This is a genomic window from Amycolatopsis sp. NPDC004747, assembly GCF_053601335.1.
On sequence record NZ_JBSGBQ010000041.1, the window covers coordinates 21,804 to 41,380 of the forward strand.

Genomic DNA, 19,577 nt, shown 5'->3' on the forward strand with positions numbered 1-19,577 from the left:
CCGCTGAGCTGCGCAGATCGTGCCGGCGGGCGCGCCAGGCCGGGGTGGTGACAACTTGGCGGAACCCACCCGGATGAGTGACACAGCTCGCGGTGGGTGGACGGGGACTGGACAAACCGGAGGCCGAACACGAAGCTTTCGCGTGTTCTTCCGCGCCTGGCCGACTCGAGGGTCTCAACCGTGAATGCTGCCTGGGAAGCCGTCTCCCGTGTCGTAGACGAGCCCGCCTGGTACTGGGTGTACGACAAGCTGGCGTTCTGGCCGAGCACGTACGCCCACGCCTGGCCGGGGTTCAAGGAGCCGGTGCCGTCGCGGACGTGGGACCTGTCGCCCGGGAACCTGGACCGCGCTTCGGCGGAGTTCCGCCTCGGCCCGTACGCGGTCGAGGAGCACCAGGTCGGGACGATCGCGCTGGCCGCGTTCCGCGAGGTCTGCGGCCCGGACGACTGGATGTGGGCGCTGCACTGGCAGCACCAGTCCTACCGCGTCCGCCCGCACCTGATGTCCGGGAGCGCCCGGTGGCCGGTGCCGGTGTTCCCGCGCGCGGACTACCACCTGTTCCTGGCGGCGGACTTCTCGTTCGGCACGCTCGGCCACCCGTGGGAGCGGACGCTGTGCGTGTTCGGCGAGAAGCTGGTCCCGGCCTTCGAGCGGCTGGGTGAAGGCGTGCTGTCGAACGTGCTGCGCCGGGACGGGAAGCCCTCGGCACTGGCCCGCTGAGCGGCTGGTTGATCTCTTGCTACCGTTCTGCGGGTGTTCGAATATCACGGCTGGGTGACCATCCAGGCGACCGCGAGCGGCGATGACGACGCGGCGCTCCTGGAGCGCCTGGTCGACCGCGTGCACCGCGCAATCCGCGACGCGGGCGACTTCGATCTGGTCGACCTCCGCTGGAGCGCGGGGATCCCCATGCTCCACTTCGGCGGTTTCGACAAACACGGCGGCCCGATCGCCCCCGAACTCCTGCAGTTGTTCACCCGAGCGGGCGAACTTGCGCCGGGCTCGTACGGCCTCTTGTACACGTGGGACGACCAGGACCCGGAGAACGACAACAACTTCCGCGTCTACCGAATGGCCCGAGGCCAGGTGACAGAGCGCGAAGACGCCCACCTGACCCCGGTGGCCCCCACAATCCTCGACACCTACGAGCTCTGACCCAAGGCCCCGGAAATCCCGGCGAGCCCGGGCGCCCACCAAAGCCCGAAGCCGGGGCACCAACCAAAGTCTGGCCAACGCAAAGCCGGGGCATCCTCGAATGTCTGGCCAAACCCTCGCCCGGGGTACAGTCCCCAAGTCTGGCGGAGGCACCGTGGGGGGTCCGGGGGGCTCGGCCCCCCGGGTGAAATGGCGAAGGGGCCGTGGTCGGCGCGTTCCGCCGACACGACCCCTTCAACCCCGAGCGGATGACGGGATTCGAACCCGCGACCCTCACCTTGGCAAGGTGATGCGCTACCAGCTGCGCTACATCCGCGTTGTCCTGCTGATGAAGGGAACTCTATACCCACCCCTGAGGCGGCCGGCGACCGGGGTCCCCTCACCCCGGACCGGTGCTTCGGTGTCACAGCTGGCGTACAAGGGGTGACGACGGCTGATTCCCTCCGTATGGTGTCTCCATTCGACCGAATGGGGAGACCTTCGGGGAGGAGGTGCCGGGCCGGATGACCGAGCTGGGCACGGTGCCGCCACCAGCGGCCTCGGAATCCGACGAACAGGCACTGCTGCAACGGCTGCGCAACGGCGAGGACGCCGCGTTCGGGGAGCTGTTCGAGCTGCACGCCGCCGCGGTCCGCAGGCTCGCGCAGAGCCTGGCGGCCGACCGTTCCGAAGCCGAAGACATCACCGCGGAGACGTTCTTCCGCGTGTTGCAGGCCCTCCGCCGGGGCGCCGGTCCCCGTGACTACGTCCGCGCCTACCTGCTGACCGTGGCCCGCCGGGTGTCGTGGGAGTGGCACGGTGCGCGCCGGGACGTCCCGGTGTCCGACGACGAACTGACCTTCCGCGCCGGTGCGGGTGCCGACACGCACGCCCGCACGGCCGAGCACACGCTGATCACCACCGCGTTCACGAGTTTGCCGGAGCGGTGGCGGACGGTGTTGTGGCAGACCGAGGTCGAGGGTGAGCAGCCGGCGATGGTGGCTCCCCACTTCGGGTTGAGCGCGAACGCGACGGCCGCGCTGGCTCGCCGGGCCCGGCAGGGGCTGCGTGCGGCGTACCTGCAGGCGCACCTTTCGGTGAGCCGTGGGCCGGACTCGTGCCGGGCGGTGGTCGAAAAGCTGGGCGGGTTCACCGCGGGCAGCGTGACCGGCGCCGAGGCCGAGCGGATCAAAGCGCACCTGCACGGCTGTCCGTCGTGCCGGGCGACCCAGGACGAGCTGCGGGACGTCTGCTCGTCGCTGCGGGCGCACGCCGGGGTGCTGGTGCTGCTGGTGCCGGCCGCCGCGTCGCTGGGTGGCGGCGGGGCGCTGGCCGGGCTCGGGGCGACGATCAAGGGCGTGCTGGTCGGTTCGAAGGTCAAGATCGGGCTGGCGCTGGCGTCGACCGCCGCGGTGGGCGCGGTCGGTGTCGCGGCCGGGCCGGTGCTGTTCGCCTCCGGGCCGGTGCAGGAAATCGGGTTGCCCGGCGGGGCACCCGAGCTGGTCGTGGTGCCGCCGTCGGAGACGCACCACCAGCCGCCGCCCCAGGCGCCGCCGGAGCCGCGGATCGGGATCGGCGTGCTCAACGGCCGCGGTGCCCCGGTGGCGGCCCCGGCCCGGTCGAAGGGCGGGGAGCAGCAGGTCGCCGCGAACGAAGTGCCCGAGCTGCCGGTGGCCGGGGACGTCCCGGTCGCGGTCGTGGGCGGTGCCGCCGCCGGTGACCAGCCGGCCCCGCGCGAAGACCTGGCGTCCTCGCCGCTGGTCGAATCCAGCCACCAGGCGTCGTCGCCGCGGCTGGATTCGTCGAGGCCGGTCATGACGATGACCACGGAGTCCTCGGACGCACCCGCGCCGGAGGACGCCGACGCGCCCGAGCTGTCGCCGACCGGACGGCCGGGCAAGCCGGTCCCGTCGTCGGACCAGCCGCCGGACCAGTCCGGGAAGCCGGTGCCGAAGGACGACGAGACCGCCACCACGGAGCCGGACGCCTCCGCTACGGAGTCCACCACGACGGAGTCCCCCACGACGGTGACGCCGACTTCGGAGAAGCCGTGCCCGAGCAGCGCGTCGGCCGTCACCGGGTCGGGCGAACCGGCGGACGCCGCTCCGGCGCCGCCGACGAGCTCTTGATCAGCGGCGATCGGCTCTGCCGGGCGAGATGTCCGGTTCATCCCTCGCGCGGGTGAGCCATCGCGAGGTACCGTTCAGTTGTTCACGCTTGAGACGCTCACCCTGCGGGCGCCCTGGGAGGCAACTGAATGAACCGGCTGGTACGCGGCGAAGACGGCCGCGACTGGGTGGTCCGTGCCCAGATGGAATGGCGCGCACCGGCGACGGCCGACGACTTCGAACACGACGTCGCGGGCACCTACGGGCCCGGGATCGCGATGATCGTGGTCACCGCGCTGCTGGCGGTGATCCTGGTCGTGTGGACGCCGGACCAGGTCAACGTCCCCGCGTGGGTGCTGCTGGCGCTGCTGCTCGTGGTGCTGTTCTTCCCGCTGCGGTGGATCCTGCGCCGTCCGTGGACCGTGGTCGCGGAGACCGAAGGTGACGTGACGGGGGACCGGCCGTCCGAGCGCTGGGTCGGCACCATCCGCGGCATGTTCACCGTGCAGGGCGAGGTCAAGAAGATCTCCAAGACCATCCAGCGGCACTCGCTGCCGGACTTCGACGGGCCGCTTCACCCGGTCGAGTAGGACACTGGAGCCATGCCCGAGCTACCCGAGGTCGAAGCACTGGCTCACCACCTGCGCGAGAACGCCGTGGGCCGGACGATCTTCCGCATCGATGTCGCATCGCTGAGCGTGCTGAAGACGGCGACCCCGCCGTGGACCGAGCTGCACGGCCGCGAGATCACCGGCGCGACCCGGCACGGCAAGCACCTCGACGTCGTGGCCGGCGACCTGCACCTGGTCGTCCACCTGGCCCGGGCGGGCTGGCTGCGCTGGTCCGACGGCCTCGCCGCGGCGCCGCTGAGGCCGGGGAAGGGCCCGATCTCGCTGCGGGTGCACCTCGAGTCCGCCACCGGGCCCGGCTTCGACCTCACCGAAGCGGGCACGAAGAAGGGCCTCGCGGTGTGGATCGTCAAGGACCCGCAGGAGATCGCGAGCGTGGCGCGGCTGGGGCCGGACGCGCTCGCCGTGGACGCCGCGCAGCTGCGTGAGCTCTTCGCCGGGAAGAACACCCGGCTGAAGTGGGCGCTGACCGACCAGTCGCTCCTGGCCGGGATCGGCAACGCCTACTCCGACGAGATCATGCACCGCGCGAAGCTCTCGCCGTACGCGACGATCGGCAAGCTCGACGAAGGCGCGCTGGAAACCCTCGCCGAGGCGATCCACGAGATCGAGTCCGACGCCGTCGAGCGGTCGGTGGGGCAGAAGGCGGCCCGGCTGAAGGGCGAGAAGCGGTCGGGCCTGCGGGTCCACGCGCGCACCGGGCTGCCGTGCCCCGTCTGCGGCGACACGATCCGCGAAATATCCTTCGCCGACAAGTCGTTCCAGTACTGCCCGACCTGCCAGACCGGCGGCAAACCGCTCGCCGACCGGCGGATGTCGCGGCTGCTGAAGTAGCCGCTCGCGGACGCTGGGTAGGGTCTCCTCTACCCTCGGTCAGCACAGTTGGACAGAAAGTGGGATCAGGCCTTGCACCCGGTCGGTCGAGCGCAGAGCATGGACGCCGTGTCCGGGTTCCCGCTTGCGCAGATCGTCCCGTGGGGTCTTGTGGTGCTGCTCGTCGCCACGGTGATCGTGCTGCTCGTCAAGCAGCGCCGTCCGGCCAGCGTGGTCGAGGACGCCATGCTGCAGGCGGTGCACCGGATGTCGAAGGCGGCGCCGAACCTGCGTGCCGGCCTGGACGAGGACGCCGCCGACAAGATCACCACGCAGCTGCTGCAGATGCTCGACTGCGTCGCCGTCGGCATCACCGACAGCGAAGGCACGCTGCTGTCCTGGGACGGCGAGGCGAACGAGCACTACGTCGACCTGGTCGAGGCGATCGGGGCGGCGATCCGCAAGCACCGGCGTGAGGTCGTCGCGCACGACCGGATGCCGTGCAACCACCGCGGCACCTGCCGGATGAAGACCGCGGTGATCGTGCCGCTGCTGGTGGAGGGCGAGACCGAGGCGGCGCTGATCGTCGTCGGCCGTACCCGCGGGCGCCTGGTGCAGATGGCCGACGCCGTCGCCCAGTTCGTCTGCACCCAGTTCGAGCTGTCCCGGCTCGACGAGTCGAAGCAGCAGCTCCAGCAGGCGGAGATCAAAGCGCTGCGCGCGCAGATTTCGCCGCACTTCGTCTACAACGCGCTGAACACGATCTCCGCGCTGATCCGCACGGACCCCGAAGAGGCGCGAGAGCTGCTTCAGGACTTCGCCGACTTCACGCGCTACTCGTTCCGGACGTCGGGCATGTTCACCTCGCTCGCCGAGGAGCTGCGCAACATCGACCGCTACCTGACGATCGAGAACGCCCGCTTCGGCGGCCGGCTCGAGGTGCGGATGAAGATCGCGCCCGAGGTGCTCAGCGTCGTCGTGCCGTTCCTGATCATCCAGCCGCTGGTGGAGAACGCGGTCAAGCACGGCCTGGCCAGCAAGCCCAGCGGCGGCTGCGTCACGGTGATCGCGCAGGACTACGGCACCGAGGCGCTGATCAGCGTCGAAGACGACGGCATCGGCATGGACCCGCGGCGGCTCAACGACCTCAAGAGCGCCCACCGCACCGGCGCGCACGTCGGGCTCGGCAACATCAACCAGCGCATGCAGCAGGTCTTCGGCAGCGACTACGCGGTGATGGTCGAGACCGCGCCCGGCGCCGGCATGAAGGTGACGCTGCGGGTGCCGAAGTTCGTCCCGGGCGTCCGGCCCAACATGCCGGACTACAGCTCCGAAGCCGACACCGGCGAGGCCGACGTCCCGGCCCAGGGCGGCCCGGCCCAGCTGAACGGCGCCGAGGTCAACGGCGTCAACGGCACCCGTTCCGGCATCCTCCCGATGAGCTGAATCCGGATAGCCTGGCTGCATGAGCGTTACGGACAAACTGGCTTCGCGGATCCCGGTGCTGGCCGACCGCGTCGAGCGCAAGGACGTCGTGGCCGTGGTGAAGCTGCACGGCGTGATCACGCCGTCGCCGTCGCCGCTGGCCAGGGGCGCGATCAACCTGGCGGCCGTCGAATCGGCGCTGACCAGGGCGTTCGGCCACGAGCGGCTGAAGGCGGTCGCGCTGCTGGTGAACTCCCCGGGTGGCGCGCCGACGCAGTCGGGCCTGGTCGCCGAGCGGATCCGCCAGCTGGCCGACGAGAAGAACGTGCCGGTGCTGGCGTTCTGCGAGGACGTCGCCGCCTCGGGCGGCTACTGGCTGGCCTGCGCGGCCGACGAAATCTACGCCCACCGGACGTCGATGGTCGGCTCGATCGGCGTGATCAGCGGCGGCTTCGGCTTCACTGGCCTGCTGGAACGCTTCGGCATCGAGCGGCGCCTGCACACGGCGGGCGCGAACAAGTCGCGCCTGGACCCGTTCTCGCCGGAGAAGCCCGAAGACGTCGAGTGGTTGAAGAAGATGCACACCCAGCTCCACGAGCTGTTCGTGAACTGGGTGAAGGAGCGCCGCGGCGACCGGCTGACCGACTCCGAGGACCTGTTCACGGGTGACGTCTGGCTCGGGGCGAAGGCGGCGGAGCTGGGCCTGGTCGACGGCCTCGGCAGCCTCCGGCAAATCGTCACCGAGCGCTACCCGGACGCGGAGATCTCGGTGGCGGAGCCGAAGAGGCCCCTGCTCGCCCGCCTCGGCATCGGCGCGCCGGCAGCGGCGTCGGCGGTGCTGGACGCGGTGACGCAGAAGGCGGCCTGGTCTCGCTTCGGCCTCTGAGCCCGATGTCCGATTCGAGCACTTCCGGGCAGTCTTTGTGACCTGAATCACTCGACTTCGGTAACGCCTCTGGAATCGCCGCGGGGCGTCGGGTCTCCTTGTCGACGGGCTTTGTTGTGAACGGCAACAAATCCGGTCGACAAGGAGGTCGTCCCCGATGCCCCACTCCCGCAGACTCGCCCTCGGTGCGGTGCTCGGCGCCGCGCTCATCGCCATCCCCCTCACGATGCCCGCCGCGGCGTCCATCCCGCCGCCCGAATCGGGCTGGACCACGGTCTTCGCCGACGACTTCACCGGCGGGTCCGGGGCGCTGCCGTCGAGCTCGAACTGGATCATCGACACCGGGCACAGCTACCCCGGCGGCCCCGCCAACTGGGGCACCGGCGAGATCCAGAACTACACGGCCGACACGGCCAACCTCGCCCAGGACGGCGCCGGCAACCTCCGCATCACGCCGTTGCGCGACGGCGCGGGCAACTGGACCTCCGCGCGGATCGAAACCCAGCGCACCGACTTCAAGCCGCCGGCCGGTGGTGTCATGAGGATCGAAAGCCGGATCCAAATGCCGAACGTCACCGGCGCGGCCGCGCTCGGCTACTGGCCCGCGTTCTGGGCCCTCGGCGGCCCCTACCGCGGCAACTGGTGGAACTGGCCCGCCATCGGCGAGTTCGACATCATGGAGAACGTCAACGGGATCAACTCCGTCTGGGGCGTCCTGCACTGCGGCGTCAACCCCGGCGGCCCGTGCAACGAGACCACCGGGCTGCCGGCGAACCGCGCCTGCCCGGGCAGCAGCTGCCAGTCGGCCTTCCACACCTACCGCTTCGAATGGGACGCGAGCACCAGCCCGCAGGTCCTCCGCTGGTTCGTCGACGGCCAGCAGTTCCATTCGGTGAGCCAGAACCAGCTCGACGCGACGACGTGGGCCAACATGACCTCCCACCAGGGTTACTTCGTGCTGCTCAACGTCGCCATCGGTGGCGCGTTCCCGAACAACAACTCGGGTACGACGACGCCGGGGCCGGGTATCGTGCCGGGCCGCCCGATGGTCGTCGACTACGTCACGGTGACCACCCGCGGCGGTGGCGGCACGACGACCCCGCCGACCACGACCACGCCGCCGTCCGGTGGCGGGAGCGCCTACAGCACCATCCAGGCCGAGTCGTTCGGCCAGCAGTCGGGCGTGATCACCGAGGCCACGACGGACACCGGTGGCGGGCAGAACATCGGCGCGGTGGCCAACGGCGACTGGGCGCTCTACCCGAACATCGACTTCGGCGGCAGCGCGGCGACCAACTTCCAGACCCGCGTCGCGTCCGGGGCGGCGGCCGGCGTGAGCGGGCTCGTCGAGGTGCGGCTCGACAGCCGGTCCAACGCGCCGATCGGCAGCTTCGCGGTCGGCAACACCGGTGGCTGGCAGAGCTGGCGGACCGTGCCGGCGAACATCAGCTCGGTGACCGGCGTGCACAACGTGTATCTGACGTTCACCAGTGGTCAGCCCGCGGATTTCGTGAACCTGAACTGGTTCACCTTCGTGCATTGAGAGGAGGGACCCGCGGCCCCGGCCGCGGGTCTTCCCACATCAGGCAGACGGGGGCTGGACATTGCACTCGGCAATGGGCAGGATGCGTTTCACTGTGAGTGCTCACGATGACACCCGGAAGCTCGTGGTCCTGGCCGTGGACGACGAGCCGAACGGTCTTGACGAACTCGTCCACTGCCTGCGCAACAGCCCGCACGTGGCGAAGGTGTTCCCGGCGATCGACGCCTCCGAGGCGCTGCGGTTGCTGTCCACCGACGACCCGCGGCTGCGCGAGCGCAAGGACCGCGGCCTGCCGATCGTCGACGCCGTCTTCGCGGACATCGACATGCCCGGGCTGTCCGGCATGGAGATGTCCCGAGTCTTCGCCGCGCTGCGGCCGTCGCCCGCACTGGTGTTCGTCACCGGGCACGCCGAAGAAGCCGTCAACGCGTTCGACCTCGGCGCCCTCGACTACGTGCTCAAGCCCTACCAGCAGGATCGCCTCGACCGCGCGATCACCCGCGTGCTGGACAAGCTGGCCGCCGCCGCGGCGCCCCCGCCCGGTGCGATGGGCGGCGAGCCGGTCAAGAACGACGACGAGGTCATCCCGGTCGAGCTGGCCGGCACCACCAAGCTCATCCCGCGCTCGTCGGTCCGCTGGGTCGAGGCGCAGGGCGACTACGCGCGGCTGTTCACCACCGAAGGCAGCCACCTGGTCCGCATCCCGCTGGCCCAGCTCGAAGAGCGCTGGGAGAAGGCCGGGTTCGTCCGCATCCACCGGTCGTTCCTGGTCGCCCTGCCGCTGATCACCGAGCTGCGCATGGGCCAGGGCGGCTACCAGGTCGTCATCGGCAACGAGGAGAAGGTGCTGCCGGTGAGCAGGCGGCACACCCGCGCGCTGAAGGACCGGCTGGTCGGTTCGGGCCGGAACGGCTGAGCCAGGACCGGCCCATGACCGACGACTTCTACGAGCGCCGCGCGAACGGCGTCCGCGAACCGGATCCGACCCTCGGCAGGCGCGGCCCCCGGCACCGGCCGCTGCCGCAGCCCGCCGACCGGGCCGTCGTCGAGCACCTGCCGCCACCGCCGGAGAACGAGCCGCCGCCGAAGCCGGAACACCACGCGAAACCCAAGCGCGAGCGGGTGATCCTGGCCGACCCGCGCCGCGGTGCCGGCACCCTGCGGGCCCGGGTCGAGCTGGAGGAGCAGACCAGCTGGGGGAAGCTGCTCGTCCGCGACCACCTGGTGAAGGTGCAGCTGCGCACGGCGTTGCTGCTCGCCCTGCTCGTCGCCGGCGTCTTCGGCTCGCTGCCCGTGCTGTTCTACCTGGTGCCCGGGTTTTCCGGCGCCAGCCTGCTCGGCATCCCGGTGGCCTGGCTGATTCTCGGCGTGCTGCCGTTCCCGTTCCTGTTCGGTGTCGGGATCTGGTACAACCGGCTCGCCGAACGCAACGAACGCGCGTTCGTGGACATGATCGAAAACTAGTTTCGCACTCACTCGTGCGAGGATCCTCCCGTGCAGTTGAACCCGTGGGCCTTGACCGGCATCGTGCTGGTCGCCGTGGTGACGCCCTACCTCGGTCACCGCTCCTCGCGGTCGGCGACGAGCACGCACGACTTCCTGGTCGCGCGGCGCACCGTGCGGTCCCGCCGCAACGCCGCCGCGATCTCCGGTGAGTACCTGTCCGCGGCGTCGTTCCTCGGGATCGCCGGGATCGTGCTCAAGGACGGCGCCGACGCCCTGTGGTTCCCGATCGGGTTCACCGCGGGGTACCTCGCGCTGATGCTGTTCGTGGCGGCCCCGCTGCGCCGGTCCGGCGCCTACACGCTGCCCGACTTCGTCGAAATGCGGCTCGGCTCGCAGGGCCTGCGCCGGTTCTCCACGGCGTTCGTCGTGTTCATCGGGATCCTGTACATGGCCCCGCAGCTGCAGGGGGCCGGCCTGACCCTGGCGACGGTCGTGCCCGTGCCGGCCTGGGCGGGCGCCATCGCGGTCATGGTCCTGGTGGCGTTCAACGTGATCTCCGGCGGGATGCGGGCGATCACCGTGGTCCAGGCCTTCCAGTACTGGCTCAAGCTGTTCGCGATCGCGGTGCCCGCGTTCGTGCTGTGCATGGTCTTCTTCACCGGCGGCGGCCCGGACGGGTTCCGGCCGCTCGGCTCGCCCGCGCCGCCGGTGTTCGTCACCGACACCACGGTGGACGTGCAGACCGACGTCACCCTGCACGTCACCTCGGACACCTACCTCTACGCCTACGGCCGCACCGACAACGGCCCGGCGGCCGGGCAGACGCACTGGACGCCGCTGGCGCCGCACACGGTGTCCGAAGGCACCAAGCTGAAGTTCGTGGCCGGCACGCCGGTCCCGGTGGTCAGCGATTCCATCGCGGACAACGCGGACTGGCTGCACCCCGGCTCCGGCAGCCTCACCGACCTGCTCCAGACGTACTCGCTGATGTTCGCGACGTTCCTCGGCACGATGGGCCTGCCGCACGTGCTGGTCCGCTTCTACACCAACCCCGACGGCAAGGCCGCGCGCCGCACGACCGTGCACGTCCTGCTGCTGCTGGGCCTGTTCTACCTGTTCCCGACGCTGCTGGGCGCGCTGTCGCGGATGTACGTCCCCGAGCTGCTGGTGACCGGCAAGACGGACGCGGCGATCCTGCGGCTGCCCTCGGCGATCCTGCCCGGGATCGGCGGCCAGATCCTCGGCGCGGTCACCGCGGCGGGTGCGTTCGCCGCCTTCCTGTCCAGCACGTCCGGCCTGCTGGTGAGCGTCGCCGGGGTGGTCTCGACCGATCTGCTGCCCGGCCGGGTGCGGGACTTCCGCGTGGCGGCCGGGCTGGTCGCGCTGTTCCCGATCGCGCTGGCGGTCGCGCTGCGGCCGGAGGACATCTCGCTGTCGATCGGGCTGACGTTCGCGCTCGCCGCGTCGACGTTCAGCCCGCTGCTGGTGCTGGGCATCTGGTGGCGCAAGCTGTCCTGGCCGGGCGCGCTGGCCGGGATGTTCGTCGGCGGCGGCCTGGTGCTGACCGCGCTGGTGGTCAACGTCGTGAGCGGCTACACCGGCGGCTGGGCGCCCTGGTTCGTCAACCAGCCCGCGCTGTTCACCGTCCCGGCCGCGTTCGTGACGACGTACCTGGTCAGCCGCGTCACCGGCTACGGCCGCCCGGAGCACGTCCACGACATCATGCTCCGGCTGCACGCCCCGGACCCGCTCGGCTTCATGCGGGACAGGGCCGTCGCGCGGTTCGGCCAGGCCGAGGAGAAAACCCGCGTCGCCGGCCGCGGCCGCCACCGCAAGTAACCCGTGTCGCCCCTCCAATCACGCGTGATGCCCTCCCAATCACGCGTGATGCCCTCCCAATCACGCGTGATGCCCTCCCAATCACGCGTGATGCCTTCCCAATCACACGAGATGCCCGGAACCGCACGGGTGACCCGCTACCTCACGCGCGGGCAACGCCTCCGCATGGCAGCATGGAGATCGTGGTGAGCCCTGCTGAACTGCCGACCGCCGAGGTCCGCGACCTGCCCAAGGACGGCCTCGTGCTGCTCGACGTCCGCGAAGACGACGAGTGGGCCGCCGGGCACGCGCCCGGCGCGGTGCACATCCCGATGGGGGAGCTGCCCGCCCGCGTCGGCGAGCTGGCCGACCTGCCCGACGACCAGCCGATCCACGTGATCTGCCGCAGCGGCGGCCGGTCCGCGCGGGCGGCCGCGTGGCTGAACCAGAGCGGCTGGGACGCGGTGAACGTGGCCGGCGGCATGGGCGCGTGGCAGCGCGAAGGCCGTCCGATGGTCGGCGAGCACCCCGGCATCGAACCCGAAGTGATCTAGCCTTGCACCCGGGGCAGCCTCCCGCCGGGCAGCCGTACCCGCCCGGGTACTGGCCGCGCCAGGCGCCGCCGCCGACCGCCCAGCAGCTGCAGGGCCGGACGCTGGCCGCCCAGCCGGAGCCGTACCCCTACCACCGCCGTCCGGTGCACCGGCCGAGGCTGCGCTGGGTGGCAACCCCGCCGCCCGGCGCGTGGCCACGCCGCCGCGCCGTGGCGCCCGAGCCGTACCTCGGCCCGCCGTCGTACCCGGTGCCGCCGCGCTGGGGCTTCCCGAACCTGGTCTGGCGGCGCCCGACGTCGGTGCCCGGCACGGCCTCCGACGAGCTCCGCCCGATCGACCGGGTGCCGGTGCTCAGCCGCAGCGTGGTCGTCGTCCTCTTCGCGTTCGCGGTGCTCGCCGTGGCCGCCGCGGGTGCGGAAACCTGGCGGTACGTCCTGCTCGTCCAGGGCCGTGAAGCCGCGCTGTCCCGCTCGGTGGTGGCGTTCTCCGACGGCTTCGTGCTCACCGCCGGCCTGCTGGCTTCGATCCTCGCGCTGCTGCCCGCCGGGCTGTCGCTCTGGTGGCTGCTCGTCGCGCGCCAGGCGGCGGCGGACGTGTCGGGCGACGACCCGCCGCGGCCGGTGTGGCAGGTGCTGGTCGGCGTCCTCGTCCCGGTGGCGAACCTGCCGCTGGCGCTGTCGGTCGTCGGCGAGCTGGAACACGCCGTGCTGGGCCGCTCGCGCCACGACCGGCCGAAGCCGTCGCGCCAGGTGCTCGGGTGGTGGGGCACCTGGCTGCTGAACTGGATCCTGCTGGGCGTGTCGATCTTCTGGCGCTTCCGCGACGACGTGCAGTCGATGGCCGACAGCGTCGTCATCGTCGCGCTGACCGACCTGTCCGCGGCCGCGCTGGCGGTGATGACGGCCCTGGTCGTGCGGCGGTTCTCCGCGCTGCTGGCGCCGTCGGACGCGCTGGCCGTGCGTGAGATGCGCGTGCTGAAGGTCCAAGGCGCGCCCGAGCCGGAACTGCGGGCTTCGCGGCCGGCCGGCGCGGCGCGCTAGTAGCGGCCGAAGACCGGTTCGAGCTGGTCGAAGGCCTGTTCCGCGATCGGCCAGAGTTCGTCGACGATCGTCTTTTCGTTCTCGAGCGTCCGGTCGAAGACCTCCTGGAAGAGCACGCGCAGCACCGTCGCCAGGTGCGCGGCGGCGAGCGTGGGGGTGAGCTCTTCTTCGGGGTGGCGCCGGATGAGGAGGTCGATGAGCGCCGTCTCGCGCTCGCGGTGCATCTCGTGCAGCGCGTTCGTCAGGACCGGGCTTTCCTTGATCATCCGGACGAAGCCGGGGCCGGAGAAGCCGACCAGCGCGTGCTCGGCGCCCAAGGCCTCGAAGTAGAGCTCGCGCGTGTCGTGGAAGACGCTGTCCCGGATCAGGGCGGCGGGCCAGGACGCGAAGTCTTCGCGGATGTCGAAGACCAGGTCCTCCTTGCGCGGGAAGTGGTTCGTCACGGTCATCTTGGCGACCCGCGCCTCGGTGGCGATGTCCGCGATCGTCACGTCCTCGAAGCCGTTGCGGATGAACAGCCGGGTGGCCACGTCGGAGATGGTCTTCCTGGTTTCGTGCTTCTTCTGGGCCCGCAGTCCCTCACTCATGGCGTCACTCTACTGGGTCGGACCCAAAATTGTGCTTGACCCAATGAATGGGTCGGACCTAATCTGAGGTTCGACCTAATGAACTGGGGGTGGGCATGACAACGGCAGTCCGGCCCGATGCGGCGCTGTGGCGGCTCGGCGGTGTGCTGATCATGGGTGCGGTGCTGTCGATCCTCGACGCGACGATCGTGACCGTCGGGATCGGCTCGATCGCCCGTGACCTGGACAGCCCGCTGACCACGGTGCAGTGGGTGGCGAGCGCGTACCTGCTCGCGGCCTCGGCGGCCATCCCACTGTCGGGCTGGTTGACGGACCGGTTCGGCGGCCGGGCGGTGTGGCTGGCGGCGGTGGCGATCTTCACCGCGGGCACGCTGCTGTGCGGCTTCGCCTGGTCCGCGCCTTCGCTGGTGGCCTTCCGCGTGCTGCACGGGCTGGGCGGCGGGTTGATGCAGCCGGTCGGGCAGGCGGTGTTCGCGCAGGAGGCGGGTCCGGCGCTGGGCCGGATGATCGGCGTGATCACCCTGCCGGCGGCGGTCGCGCCGGTGCTGGGCCCGATGCTCGGCGGGGTGCTGGTGGCGGACCTCGGGTGGCGCTGGATGTTCTTCGGCGTCGTCCCGCTGGGCGTGGCGACGTTCCTGTTCGCGCGGCGGCTCCTCCCGGCTCCGCCACCGGGCGGCCCGAAGGCTGCCCTGGACGTCCGGGGAATCGCGTTGCTCTCGCCCGGGCTCGGCGCGTTCGTCTACGGCCTCGCCGAGGGGGTGGCCGTCGCCTGGGTGGCCGGTGCCGCGCTGTTGCTGGCGTACGGCGTCCACGCTTCCCGGGTGGCTTCGCCGGTGCTCGAGCTCGCGTTGTTCCGGAACAAGGGGTTCGCGGTCGCCAGTGCGAGCACGTTCCTGCTGGGGGCGTCGCTGTACAGCTCGATGCTGCTGCTTCCGCTGTACTACGAGCAGGTCGAGCAGGCGAGCCCGGTGCGGGCCGGGCTGCTGCTGGCGCCCCAGGCCCTCGGCTCGGCGGCGGTCATGCTGGCCGGCGGCCGGCTCCTGGCGCGGTTCGGGCCACGCCGCCTGATGCTGGCCGGGATCGCGCTGTCCCTGCTGGGCACGGTGGCGTTCACCCGGCTCGGCTCGGCCCCCGGGGGCGCGCTGCTGACGCTGTCCCTCCTGATCCGCGGCATCGGACTGGGCGCGGCAACGGCCCCGGGCATGACGACGCTGTACGGCTCGCTGGAGCGGTCCCGCATCCCCCGGGCGGCGAGCGCGTTCAACGTGGTCAACCGCATCGGCGGCTCGTTGGGCACGGCCCTGCTGGCGGCAGTACTCCACCACGAGCTGACGGCCACCGCCCCGGCCGCGGCGGCGTTCGGCACCACGTTCACGTGGGCACTCGCGCTGTCGGCGCTGACCTTGATCCCCGCCCTTTTCTTCCCCCGAAGGAGCACCCGGTGACTTTCCGCCTGTTGAGCGTCCACGCCCACCCGGACGACGAGTCCAGCAAGGGCGCGGCCACCCTGGTGCACTACGCGGCCAAGGGCGTCGATGTCCTGGTGGCCACCTGCACGGGCGGCGAGCGCGGCGACGTCCTGAACCCGGCCCTGGACACGCCCGAGACCTGGGCGAACCTCCCGGCGATCCGCCGAAGCGAGATGGCCGCGGCCGCCGAGATCCTGGGCGTCCGCCAGCGTTTCCTGGGCATGGTCGACTCGGGCTTGCCCGGCCCCGGCGAGCCGCTGCCCGAAGGCTGTTTCGCGGCCCTGCCGCTGTCCGAGGCGGCGGCGCCGCTGGTGGCCCTGATCCGCGAATTCCGCCCGCACGTGGTGATCACGTACGACGAAACGGGCGGCTACCCCCACCCGGACCACATCCGCACCCACGAGGTGACACTCGAAGCGTTCACCGCGGCCGCCGACGCCTCCCGCTACCCGGGCACCGGCTCACCGTGGCGCCCCCAGAAGCTGTACTACCAGGCAACCCTGAGCCGCGCCTGGTTCCAGGCCCTCCACGACGCCACTCTGGCGGCCGGCTTGGAGTCATCGATGGCCGAAGTCCTGAGCGAACTCCCACCCGACAAGCTCCCGGTCACCACGAAGATCCGCTGCGAAGCCCACTTCTCCACCCGCGACCGCGCCCTCCTGGCCCACGCCACCCAGGTAGACCCGGCCCACCCGTTTTTCGCCCACTCACGCGAAATCGAACGCCAAGCCTGGCCCCACGAGGACTACCACCTGGCCCACCCCACCCCCGGCCACGCCCAGGAAGACGACCTCTTCACCGGAGTAACCCCATGAACCCCCGTGTCGTCCTCCCAGGTACGCGTGTCGTCCGCCCAAGTACGCATGTCGTCCATCCAGGTACGCGAGTTCCGCATTCGAGCACGCGAGTTCCGTCCCAAATCACGCGAGATCCGCCTGGAAGCACGGCAAACCGGGGCGGGCGACCGCGTCACACAGTGACCCGAAGCTCCCGCAATCCGCGGATCACGAACTCCGGCCGCCGCGGCGGGGTCTCGGCCAGCCGCAACCCCGGCAGCTTCTCCGCCAGCGCACTCAACGCGGCGGCGATCTCCACCCGAGCCAGAGGAGCACCCACGCAGTAGTGGATTCCCAGACCGAACCCCAGATGGGCGTTCGGCGTCCGGCCGATGTCCAGGCGGTCCGGCTCGTCGAACACCTTCGGGTCGCGGGCCGCGGCGCCCAGCAGCGCGCCGATTTTCTGGCCGCGCGGAACAACATGTCCGCAAATCGACACGTCCTCGGTCGCCGTTCGCTCGAACAGCTGCAGGGGCGCGTCGAAACGGATCAGCTCCTCGACACACGAATCCAGAAGGGCAGGTGATTCCAGCAGGCGCTCCCACTGGTCCCGATGCGTCAGCAGGGCCGTGATGCCGTTGCCGAGCACGTTGACCGTCGCCTCGTGGCCGGCCATCAGCAGCAAGACCGCCGTGGCCACCAGCTCGTCCGGGGTCAGCTCGCTGCGGAGGAGGTCGCTGATGATGTCGTCGCCGGGCGAAGACGCGCGGGCGGCAGCCACCGACCGGATGTACGCGACGAACTCGGCCGCGGCCTGCTCGGCCGCGTCGCGTCCTTCCTCCGGCAAGCCGTACTCGTACATCTTCACGATGGCGTTCGACAGCTGGACCATCCGCGGCCCGTCGGTGCCGGGGACGCCCAGCAGCTCGGCGATCACCGCGACCGGCAGCGGCTGGGCGAGGTGCTCGAGGAGGTCGGCACTGCCGTCGGCGGCGATCGCGGCCGCCAGGTCGTCGACCATGTCGGCGGCGAGCGTTGCGACCATCGGGCGCAGCCGTTGCACGTGGCCGCGGCCGAAGGCGCCGGCGATCAGGCGGCGCAGGCGGGTGTGCGCCGGCGGCTCGTTCTCCAGGAGGGAGTTGCGGTGCAGCAGGTTGAACGAGGCGAACCGCTCGAGCGGCTGGGCGTCCTGCCAAATCCGGCCAAGGCCGCGGTGGCGCAGCACCGCCGACGAAGCGGCGTGCGACACCGCGATGGCGATGCCGAGCCCTTCGTGGAAATGGACTTCGCCGCGTGCGCGCAGCGCGGCGAACGCCGGGTACGGGTCTTCCAGGAACGCGGGATCGCGGGGGTCGAACACGTCGCGAGACTAACCCTTCGATAGCGTCTGAAGCCGAGCCAGAGGAGGCAGCAGTGGGCAAGGGCGCGCGCAAGAAGGGTCCCAAGCAGGCGTCGGACCGCAAGCCGAAGGTGCGCGACGTCTTCGTCGGCCAGCCGTTCGAAGGGCTGGCGGCGGAGCCCGAGCTGATCGCGCTGCGCGAGTTCGTGCCGTCCGCGACGGCCCAGCTCACCCTCGCCGACGGCGGTGACGTCACCCTCGGGACCGTGCTGCCGATGGCGGCCGCCGCCTTCGTGCGCTCGGACGGCCGTCGCTACCTCGGCCTGCAGGTGCAGACCCGCTCGTCCGACATCAGCCGTGACCTCGGCCGCTCGCTGAAGTGGCTGCTGGACGCCAAGGAGGGTGACGTCCTCGGCGTGCCGGACACCACCACCCCGCCGTCGGCCGACGAGCACGCGCGGCTCCAGGACTTGCTGACGCCGGGTGCCGAACTCGACGTCACTCTGCACACCGACTTCGCCTGGTGGCTGCCCGAGGACGCGGACGCCACCGGTGACGTCGCCGTGTCGCTCGAGCGCGCGAACGCCGCCATCATGCCCACCGAGCGGCTCGGCTCGGGCGCCTACTGGGTCCTCGCCGGCGAGAAGGCGCACCTGCGCTGGGTCCGGCCGGAGCCGGAGAACCTGCTGCTCCAAGCCCTCGCCCGGCTCTCCGCGGCCGGCGAGCTCGGCCTCGGCGAAGGCTCGCGCTACGCGGGTTCCTTCCGCGCACACGGCCTGCTCGTCCCGGTCTGGGACCTCGACCCCGAGGCCCACGCCCGCGAGTGGGCGGACGCGAAGGACGCCCTCGGCACCCGGCTCGAGACGGCGCTCAAGTCGCTCGACGACGAGCCGCTCAACGCGACCGAGCGCCGCGCCCGCGACGGCCTCATCGGCCGGCAGCTCACCCTGCGCTGACCCACCGCCCGCCGCCCGAACCGCACCGCCGGCGGCCGGACACCACCGGCCGGCGGCCCGCACCGCACCGGTCGGCGGCCACACCGCGCCGGCCGGACCGCACCAGCCAGCGGCCGGACGCCACCGGCTGGCGGCCGGACCGCATCGGCCGGCGCCCGGACCGCATCAGCCGGCGCCCGAACCGCACCGGCCGGCGCCCGAACCGCACCGGCCGGCGCCCGAACCGCACACGCCCGCGGCCGGCGCCAGCGGTCGGCAGCCGGACCGCACCAGTCGGCAGCCGGACATCACCGGTCCGCGACCGAACCGGTCGCCGAGACGTGGTGGCAACCGGCCGGCGACCCTGCGTAGCCCGGCCACCGAAGCCGCACCAAGCCGCGGGCGGCCCAGCGCCAGCCCGCGCCGCGCCCACCCGGCAGCGCCTCGGCGACCCTCCCTCCACACCACTCGATGAGCGTTCAACCAGGCATTATGTGGCGCACGAGACACCGCCGCCGGTTCGTGCCGGTGGGACGATTCTCTGCGTGATACTTCACATCTGTGGGGCGGCCGAGTGGGCCGAAGTGGGCGAGGGCGGAGAGTACCGGGATCCGTCCCTGGAAGAAGTCGGGTTCATCCACTGCTCCGACTTCGGCACGGCGACCCTGCCGGCCAACATCCGGTTTCGCGGCCGCACCGATCTGGTGCTGCTCGAGATCGACCCCGCGAAGGTCGATGCGCCGGTCCGCTGGGAAGACGGCCTGCCGCCGCACCCGGAGGGGATCTGGTTCCCGCACGTCTACGGGCCGATCCCGCACGCCGCTGTCGTCGGCGTGCACGAATTCCGTGAGTCCGAGGGCGGCGGTTTCCGGCTGCCCGACTCACTCGCCCACCGCTGACGTGGGCAGACCGTCACCCGGCCGACCAAGAACGAATTCGGCGGGCAACGCGGGCAACCTGAGGGGGCTGTGATGCGTGTTGGGGAGGAAAGCGAGCCGGCTTCCGGCTACCCGAGCCCGATGGGAGGCGATACGGTGACCGCTGCGGCACCCGTCTTCACCGGGGGAGAAACCTG

Annotated in this window: 19 protein-coding genes and 1 tRNA gene; 17 read left to right on the forward strand and 3 right to left on the reverse strand. The window is 71.3% G+C overall.

Going from position 1 to position 19,577, the window contains the following annotated elements; all coding sequences use genetic code 11:
• The first annotated feature begins 180 nt into the window (after positions 1-180).
• Positions 181-720, forward strand: a complete 540-nt coding sequence (locus ACWEGE_RS40950) for a DUF2716 domain-containing protein (RefSeq protein WP_449665880.1) — start codon at positions 181-183, stop codon at positions 718-720.
• Positions 721-753: 33 nt separating this feature from the next.
• Positions 754-1,155 carry an immunity 7 family protein gene (locus tag ACWEGE_RS40955; protein ID WP_449665881.1) on the forward strand — a complete coding sequence of 134 codons (402 nt, stop codon included), beginning with the start codon at positions 754-756 and terminating at the stop codon, positions 1,153-1,155.
• Positions 1,156-1,398: 243 nt separating this feature from the next.
• Here the strand turns inward: ACWEGE_RS40955 and ACWEGE_RS40960 are convergent.
• A tRNA-Gly gene (locus ACWEGE_RS40960) sits at positions 1,399-1,471 on the reverse strand.
• A 187-nt stretch (positions 1,472-1,658) separates the two neighbouring features.
• Between ACWEGE_RS40960 and ACWEGE_RS40965 the strand changes: the two genes are divergently transcribed.
• The 11 genes from ACWEGE_RS40965 to ACWEGE_RS41015 all read left to right on the forward strand — a co-directional run bounded on the left by ACWEGE_RS40965 (position 1,659) and on the right by ACWEGE_RS41015 (position 13,396).
• Positions 1,659-3,263, forward strand: a complete 1,605-nt coding sequence (locus tag ACWEGE_RS40965; protein ID WP_449665882.1) for a sigma-70 family RNA polymerase sigma factor — start codon at positions 1,659-1,661, stop codon at positions 3,261-3,263.
• Positions 3,264-3,391: 128 nt separating this feature from the next.
• Positions 3,392-3,832 (forward strand): DUF983 domain-containing protein, encoded by a 441-nt coding sequence (locus ACWEGE_RS40970; protein ID WP_449665883.1) that lies wholly within the window; start codon positions 3,392-3,394, stop codon positions 3,830-3,832.
• Positions 3,833-3,844: 12 nt separating this feature from the next.
• A complete protein-coding gene (locus ACWEGE_RS40975) occupies positions 3,845-4,705 on the forward strand; it encodes an Fpg/Nei family DNA glycosylase (protein ID WP_449665884.1) in 861 nt (286 codons plus the stop codon).
• Between the two features lie 99 nt (positions 4,706-4,804).
• Positions 4,805-6,130 (forward strand): sensor histidine kinase, encoded by a 1,326-nt coding sequence (locus tag ACWEGE_RS40980; RefSeq protein ID WP_449665885.1) that lies wholly within the window; start codon positions 4,805-4,807, stop codon positions 6,128-6,130.
• A gap of 19 nt (positions 6,131-6,149) precedes the next feature.
• On the forward strand, positions 6,150-6,995 hold the full coding sequence (locus ACWEGE_RS40985) for a S49 family peptidase (RefSeq protein WP_449665886.1): 846 nt from the start codon (positions 6,150-6,152) through the stop codon (positions 6,993-6,995).
• 157 nt (positions 6,996-7,152) lie between these two features.
• Positions 7,153-8,538: a glycoside hydrolase family 16 protein gene (locus tag ACWEGE_RS40990; RefSeq protein WP_449665887.1), complete on the forward strand. Its 1,386-nt coding sequence runs from the start codon at positions 7,153-7,155 to the stop codon at positions 8,536-8,538.
• A gap of 82 nt (positions 8,539-8,620) precedes the next feature.
• Positions 8,621-9,454 carry a LytR/AlgR family response regulator transcription factor gene (locus tag ACWEGE_RS40995; protein ID WP_043788731.1) on the forward strand — a complete coding sequence of 278 codons (834 nt, stop codon included), beginning with the start codon at positions 8,621-8,623 and terminating at the stop codon, positions 9,452-9,454.
• 14 nt (positions 9,455-9,468) lie between these two features.
• Entirely contained in the window at positions 9,469-10,002 is a 534-nt protein-coding gene (locus ACWEGE_RS41000) for a hypothetical protein (protein WP_449665888.1), read from the forward strand.
• Positions 10,003-10,032: 30 nt separating this feature from the next.
• Positions 10,033-11,823 carry a sodium/solute symporter gene (locus tag ACWEGE_RS41005; RefSeq protein WP_449665889.1) on the forward strand — a complete coding sequence of 597 codons (1,791 nt, stop codon included), beginning with the start codon at positions 10,033-10,035 and terminating at the stop codon, positions 11,821-11,823.
• A 173-nt stretch (positions 11,824-11,996) separates the two neighbouring features.
• Positions 11,997-12,356 (forward strand): rhodanese-like domain-containing protein, encoded by a 360-nt coding sequence (locus ACWEGE_RS41010; RefSeq protein WP_043791039.1) that lies wholly within the window; start codon positions 11,997-11,999, stop codon positions 12,354-12,356.
• Between the two features lie 2 nt (positions 12,357-12,358).
• On the forward strand, positions 12,359-13,396 hold the full coding sequence (locus ACWEGE_RS41015; protein WP_449665890.1) for a DUF4328 domain-containing protein: 1,038 nt from the start codon (positions 12,359-12,361) through the stop codon (positions 13,394-13,396).
• On the opposite strand, the gene ACWEGE_RS41020 is transcribed toward ACWEGE_RS41015, so the two are convergent.
• Positions 13,393-13,983 carry a TetR/AcrR family transcriptional regulator gene (locus ACWEGE_RS41020; protein ID WP_449665891.1) on the reverse strand — a complete coding sequence of 197 codons (591 nt, stop codon included), beginning with the start codon at positions 13,981-13,983 and terminating at the stop codon, positions 13,393-13,395. The two genes, ACWEGE_RS41015 and ACWEGE_RS41020, sit on opposite strands and share 4 nt — an antisense overlap.
• 95 nt (positions 13,984-14,078) lie before the next feature.
• Here ACWEGE_RS41020 and ACWEGE_RS41025 point away from each other — a divergent pair, with 95 nt between their 5' ends.
• Together ACWEGE_RS41025 and mca are read left to right on the forward strand one after the other, a co-directional pair.
• Positions 14,079-15,428, forward strand: coding sequence for a DHA2 family efflux MFS transporter permease subunit (locus tag ACWEGE_RS41025; protein ID WP_449665892.1), 1,350 nt, complete (start codon positions 14,079-14,081; stop codon positions 15,426-15,428).
• On the forward strand, positions 15,425-16,267 hold the full coding sequence (mca, locus tag ACWEGE_RS41030) for a mycothiol conjugate amidase Mca (RefSeq protein ID WP_449665893.1): 843 nt from the start codon (positions 15,425-15,427) through the stop codon (positions 16,265-16,267). The genes ACWEGE_RS41025 and mca overlap by 4 nt, the downstream gene beginning before the upstream one ends.
• Positions 16,268-16,421: 154 nt before the next feature.
• Here the strand turns inward: mca and ACWEGE_RS41035 are convergent, their stop codons facing one another.
• On the reverse strand, positions 16,422-17,588 hold the full coding sequence (locus tag ACWEGE_RS41035) for a cytochrome P450 (RefSeq protein WP_449665894.1): 1,167 nt from the start codon (positions 17,586-17,588) through the stop codon (positions 16,422-16,424).
• A 53-nt stretch (positions 17,589-17,641) separates the two neighbouring features.
• Between ACWEGE_RS41035 and ACWEGE_RS41040 the strand changes: the two genes are divergently transcribed.
• Together ACWEGE_RS41040 and ACWEGE_RS41045 are read left to right on the forward strand one after the other, a co-directional pair.
• On the forward strand, positions 17,642-18,523 hold the full coding sequence (locus tag ACWEGE_RS41040) for a DUF5926 family protein (RefSeq protein ID WP_449665895.1): 882 nt from the start codon (positions 17,642-17,644) through the stop codon (positions 18,521-18,523).
• Positions 18,524-19,047: 524 nt separating this feature from the next.
• Positions 19,048-19,401, forward strand: a complete 354-nt coding sequence (locus ACWEGE_RS41045; protein ID WP_449665896.1) for a DUF952 domain-containing protein — start codon at positions 19,048-19,050, stop codon at positions 19,399-19,401.
• Positions 19,402-19,577 lie beyond the last annotated feature (176 nt).

Coding starts and splice junctions, on each gene's coding strand:
- ACWEGE_RS40965 (WP_449665882.1), top strand. CDS start 1,659: ATGACCGAGCTGGGCACGGTGCCGCCACCAGCGGCCTCGGAATCCGAC.
- ACWEGE_RS40970 (WP_449665883.1), top strand. CDS start 3,392: ATGAACCGGCTGGTACGCGGCGAAGACGGCCGCGACTGGGTGGTCCGT.
- ACWEGE_RS40975 (WP_449665884.1), top strand. CDS start 3,845: ATGCCCGAGCTACCCGAGGTCGAAGCACTGGCTCACCACCTGCGCGAG.
- ACWEGE_RS40980 (WP_449665885.1), top strand. CDS start 4,805: ATGGACGCCGTGTCCGGGTTCCCGCTTGCGCAGATCGTCCCGTGGGGT.
- ACWEGE_RS40985 (WP_449665886.1), top strand. CDS start 6,150: ATGAGCGTTACGGACAAACTGGCTTCGCGGATCCCGGTGCTGGCCGAC.
- ACWEGE_RS40990 (WP_449665887.1), top strand. CDS start 7,153: ATGCCCCACTCCCGCAGACTCGCCCTCGGTGCGGTGCTCGGCGCCGCG.
- ACWEGE_RS40995 (WP_043788731.1), top strand. CDS start 8,621: ATGCGTTTCACTGTGAGTGCTCACGATGACACCCGGAAGCTCGTGGTC.
- ACWEGE_RS41000 (WP_449665888.1), top strand. CDS start 9,469: ATGACCGACGACTTCTACGAGCGCCGCGCGAACGGCGTCCGCGAACCG.
- ACWEGE_RS41010 (WP_043791039.1), top strand. CDS start 11,997: ATGGAGATCGTGGTGAGCCCTGCTGAACTGCCGACCGCCGAGGTCCGC.
- ACWEGE_RS41020 (WP_449665891.1), bottom strand. CDS start 13,983: ATGAGTGAGGGACTGCGGGCCCAGAAGAAGCACGAAACCAGGAAGACC.
- ACWEGE_RS41025 (WP_449665892.1), top strand. CDS start 14,079: ATGACAACGGCAGTCCGGCCCGATGCGGCGCTGTGGCGGCTCGGCGGT.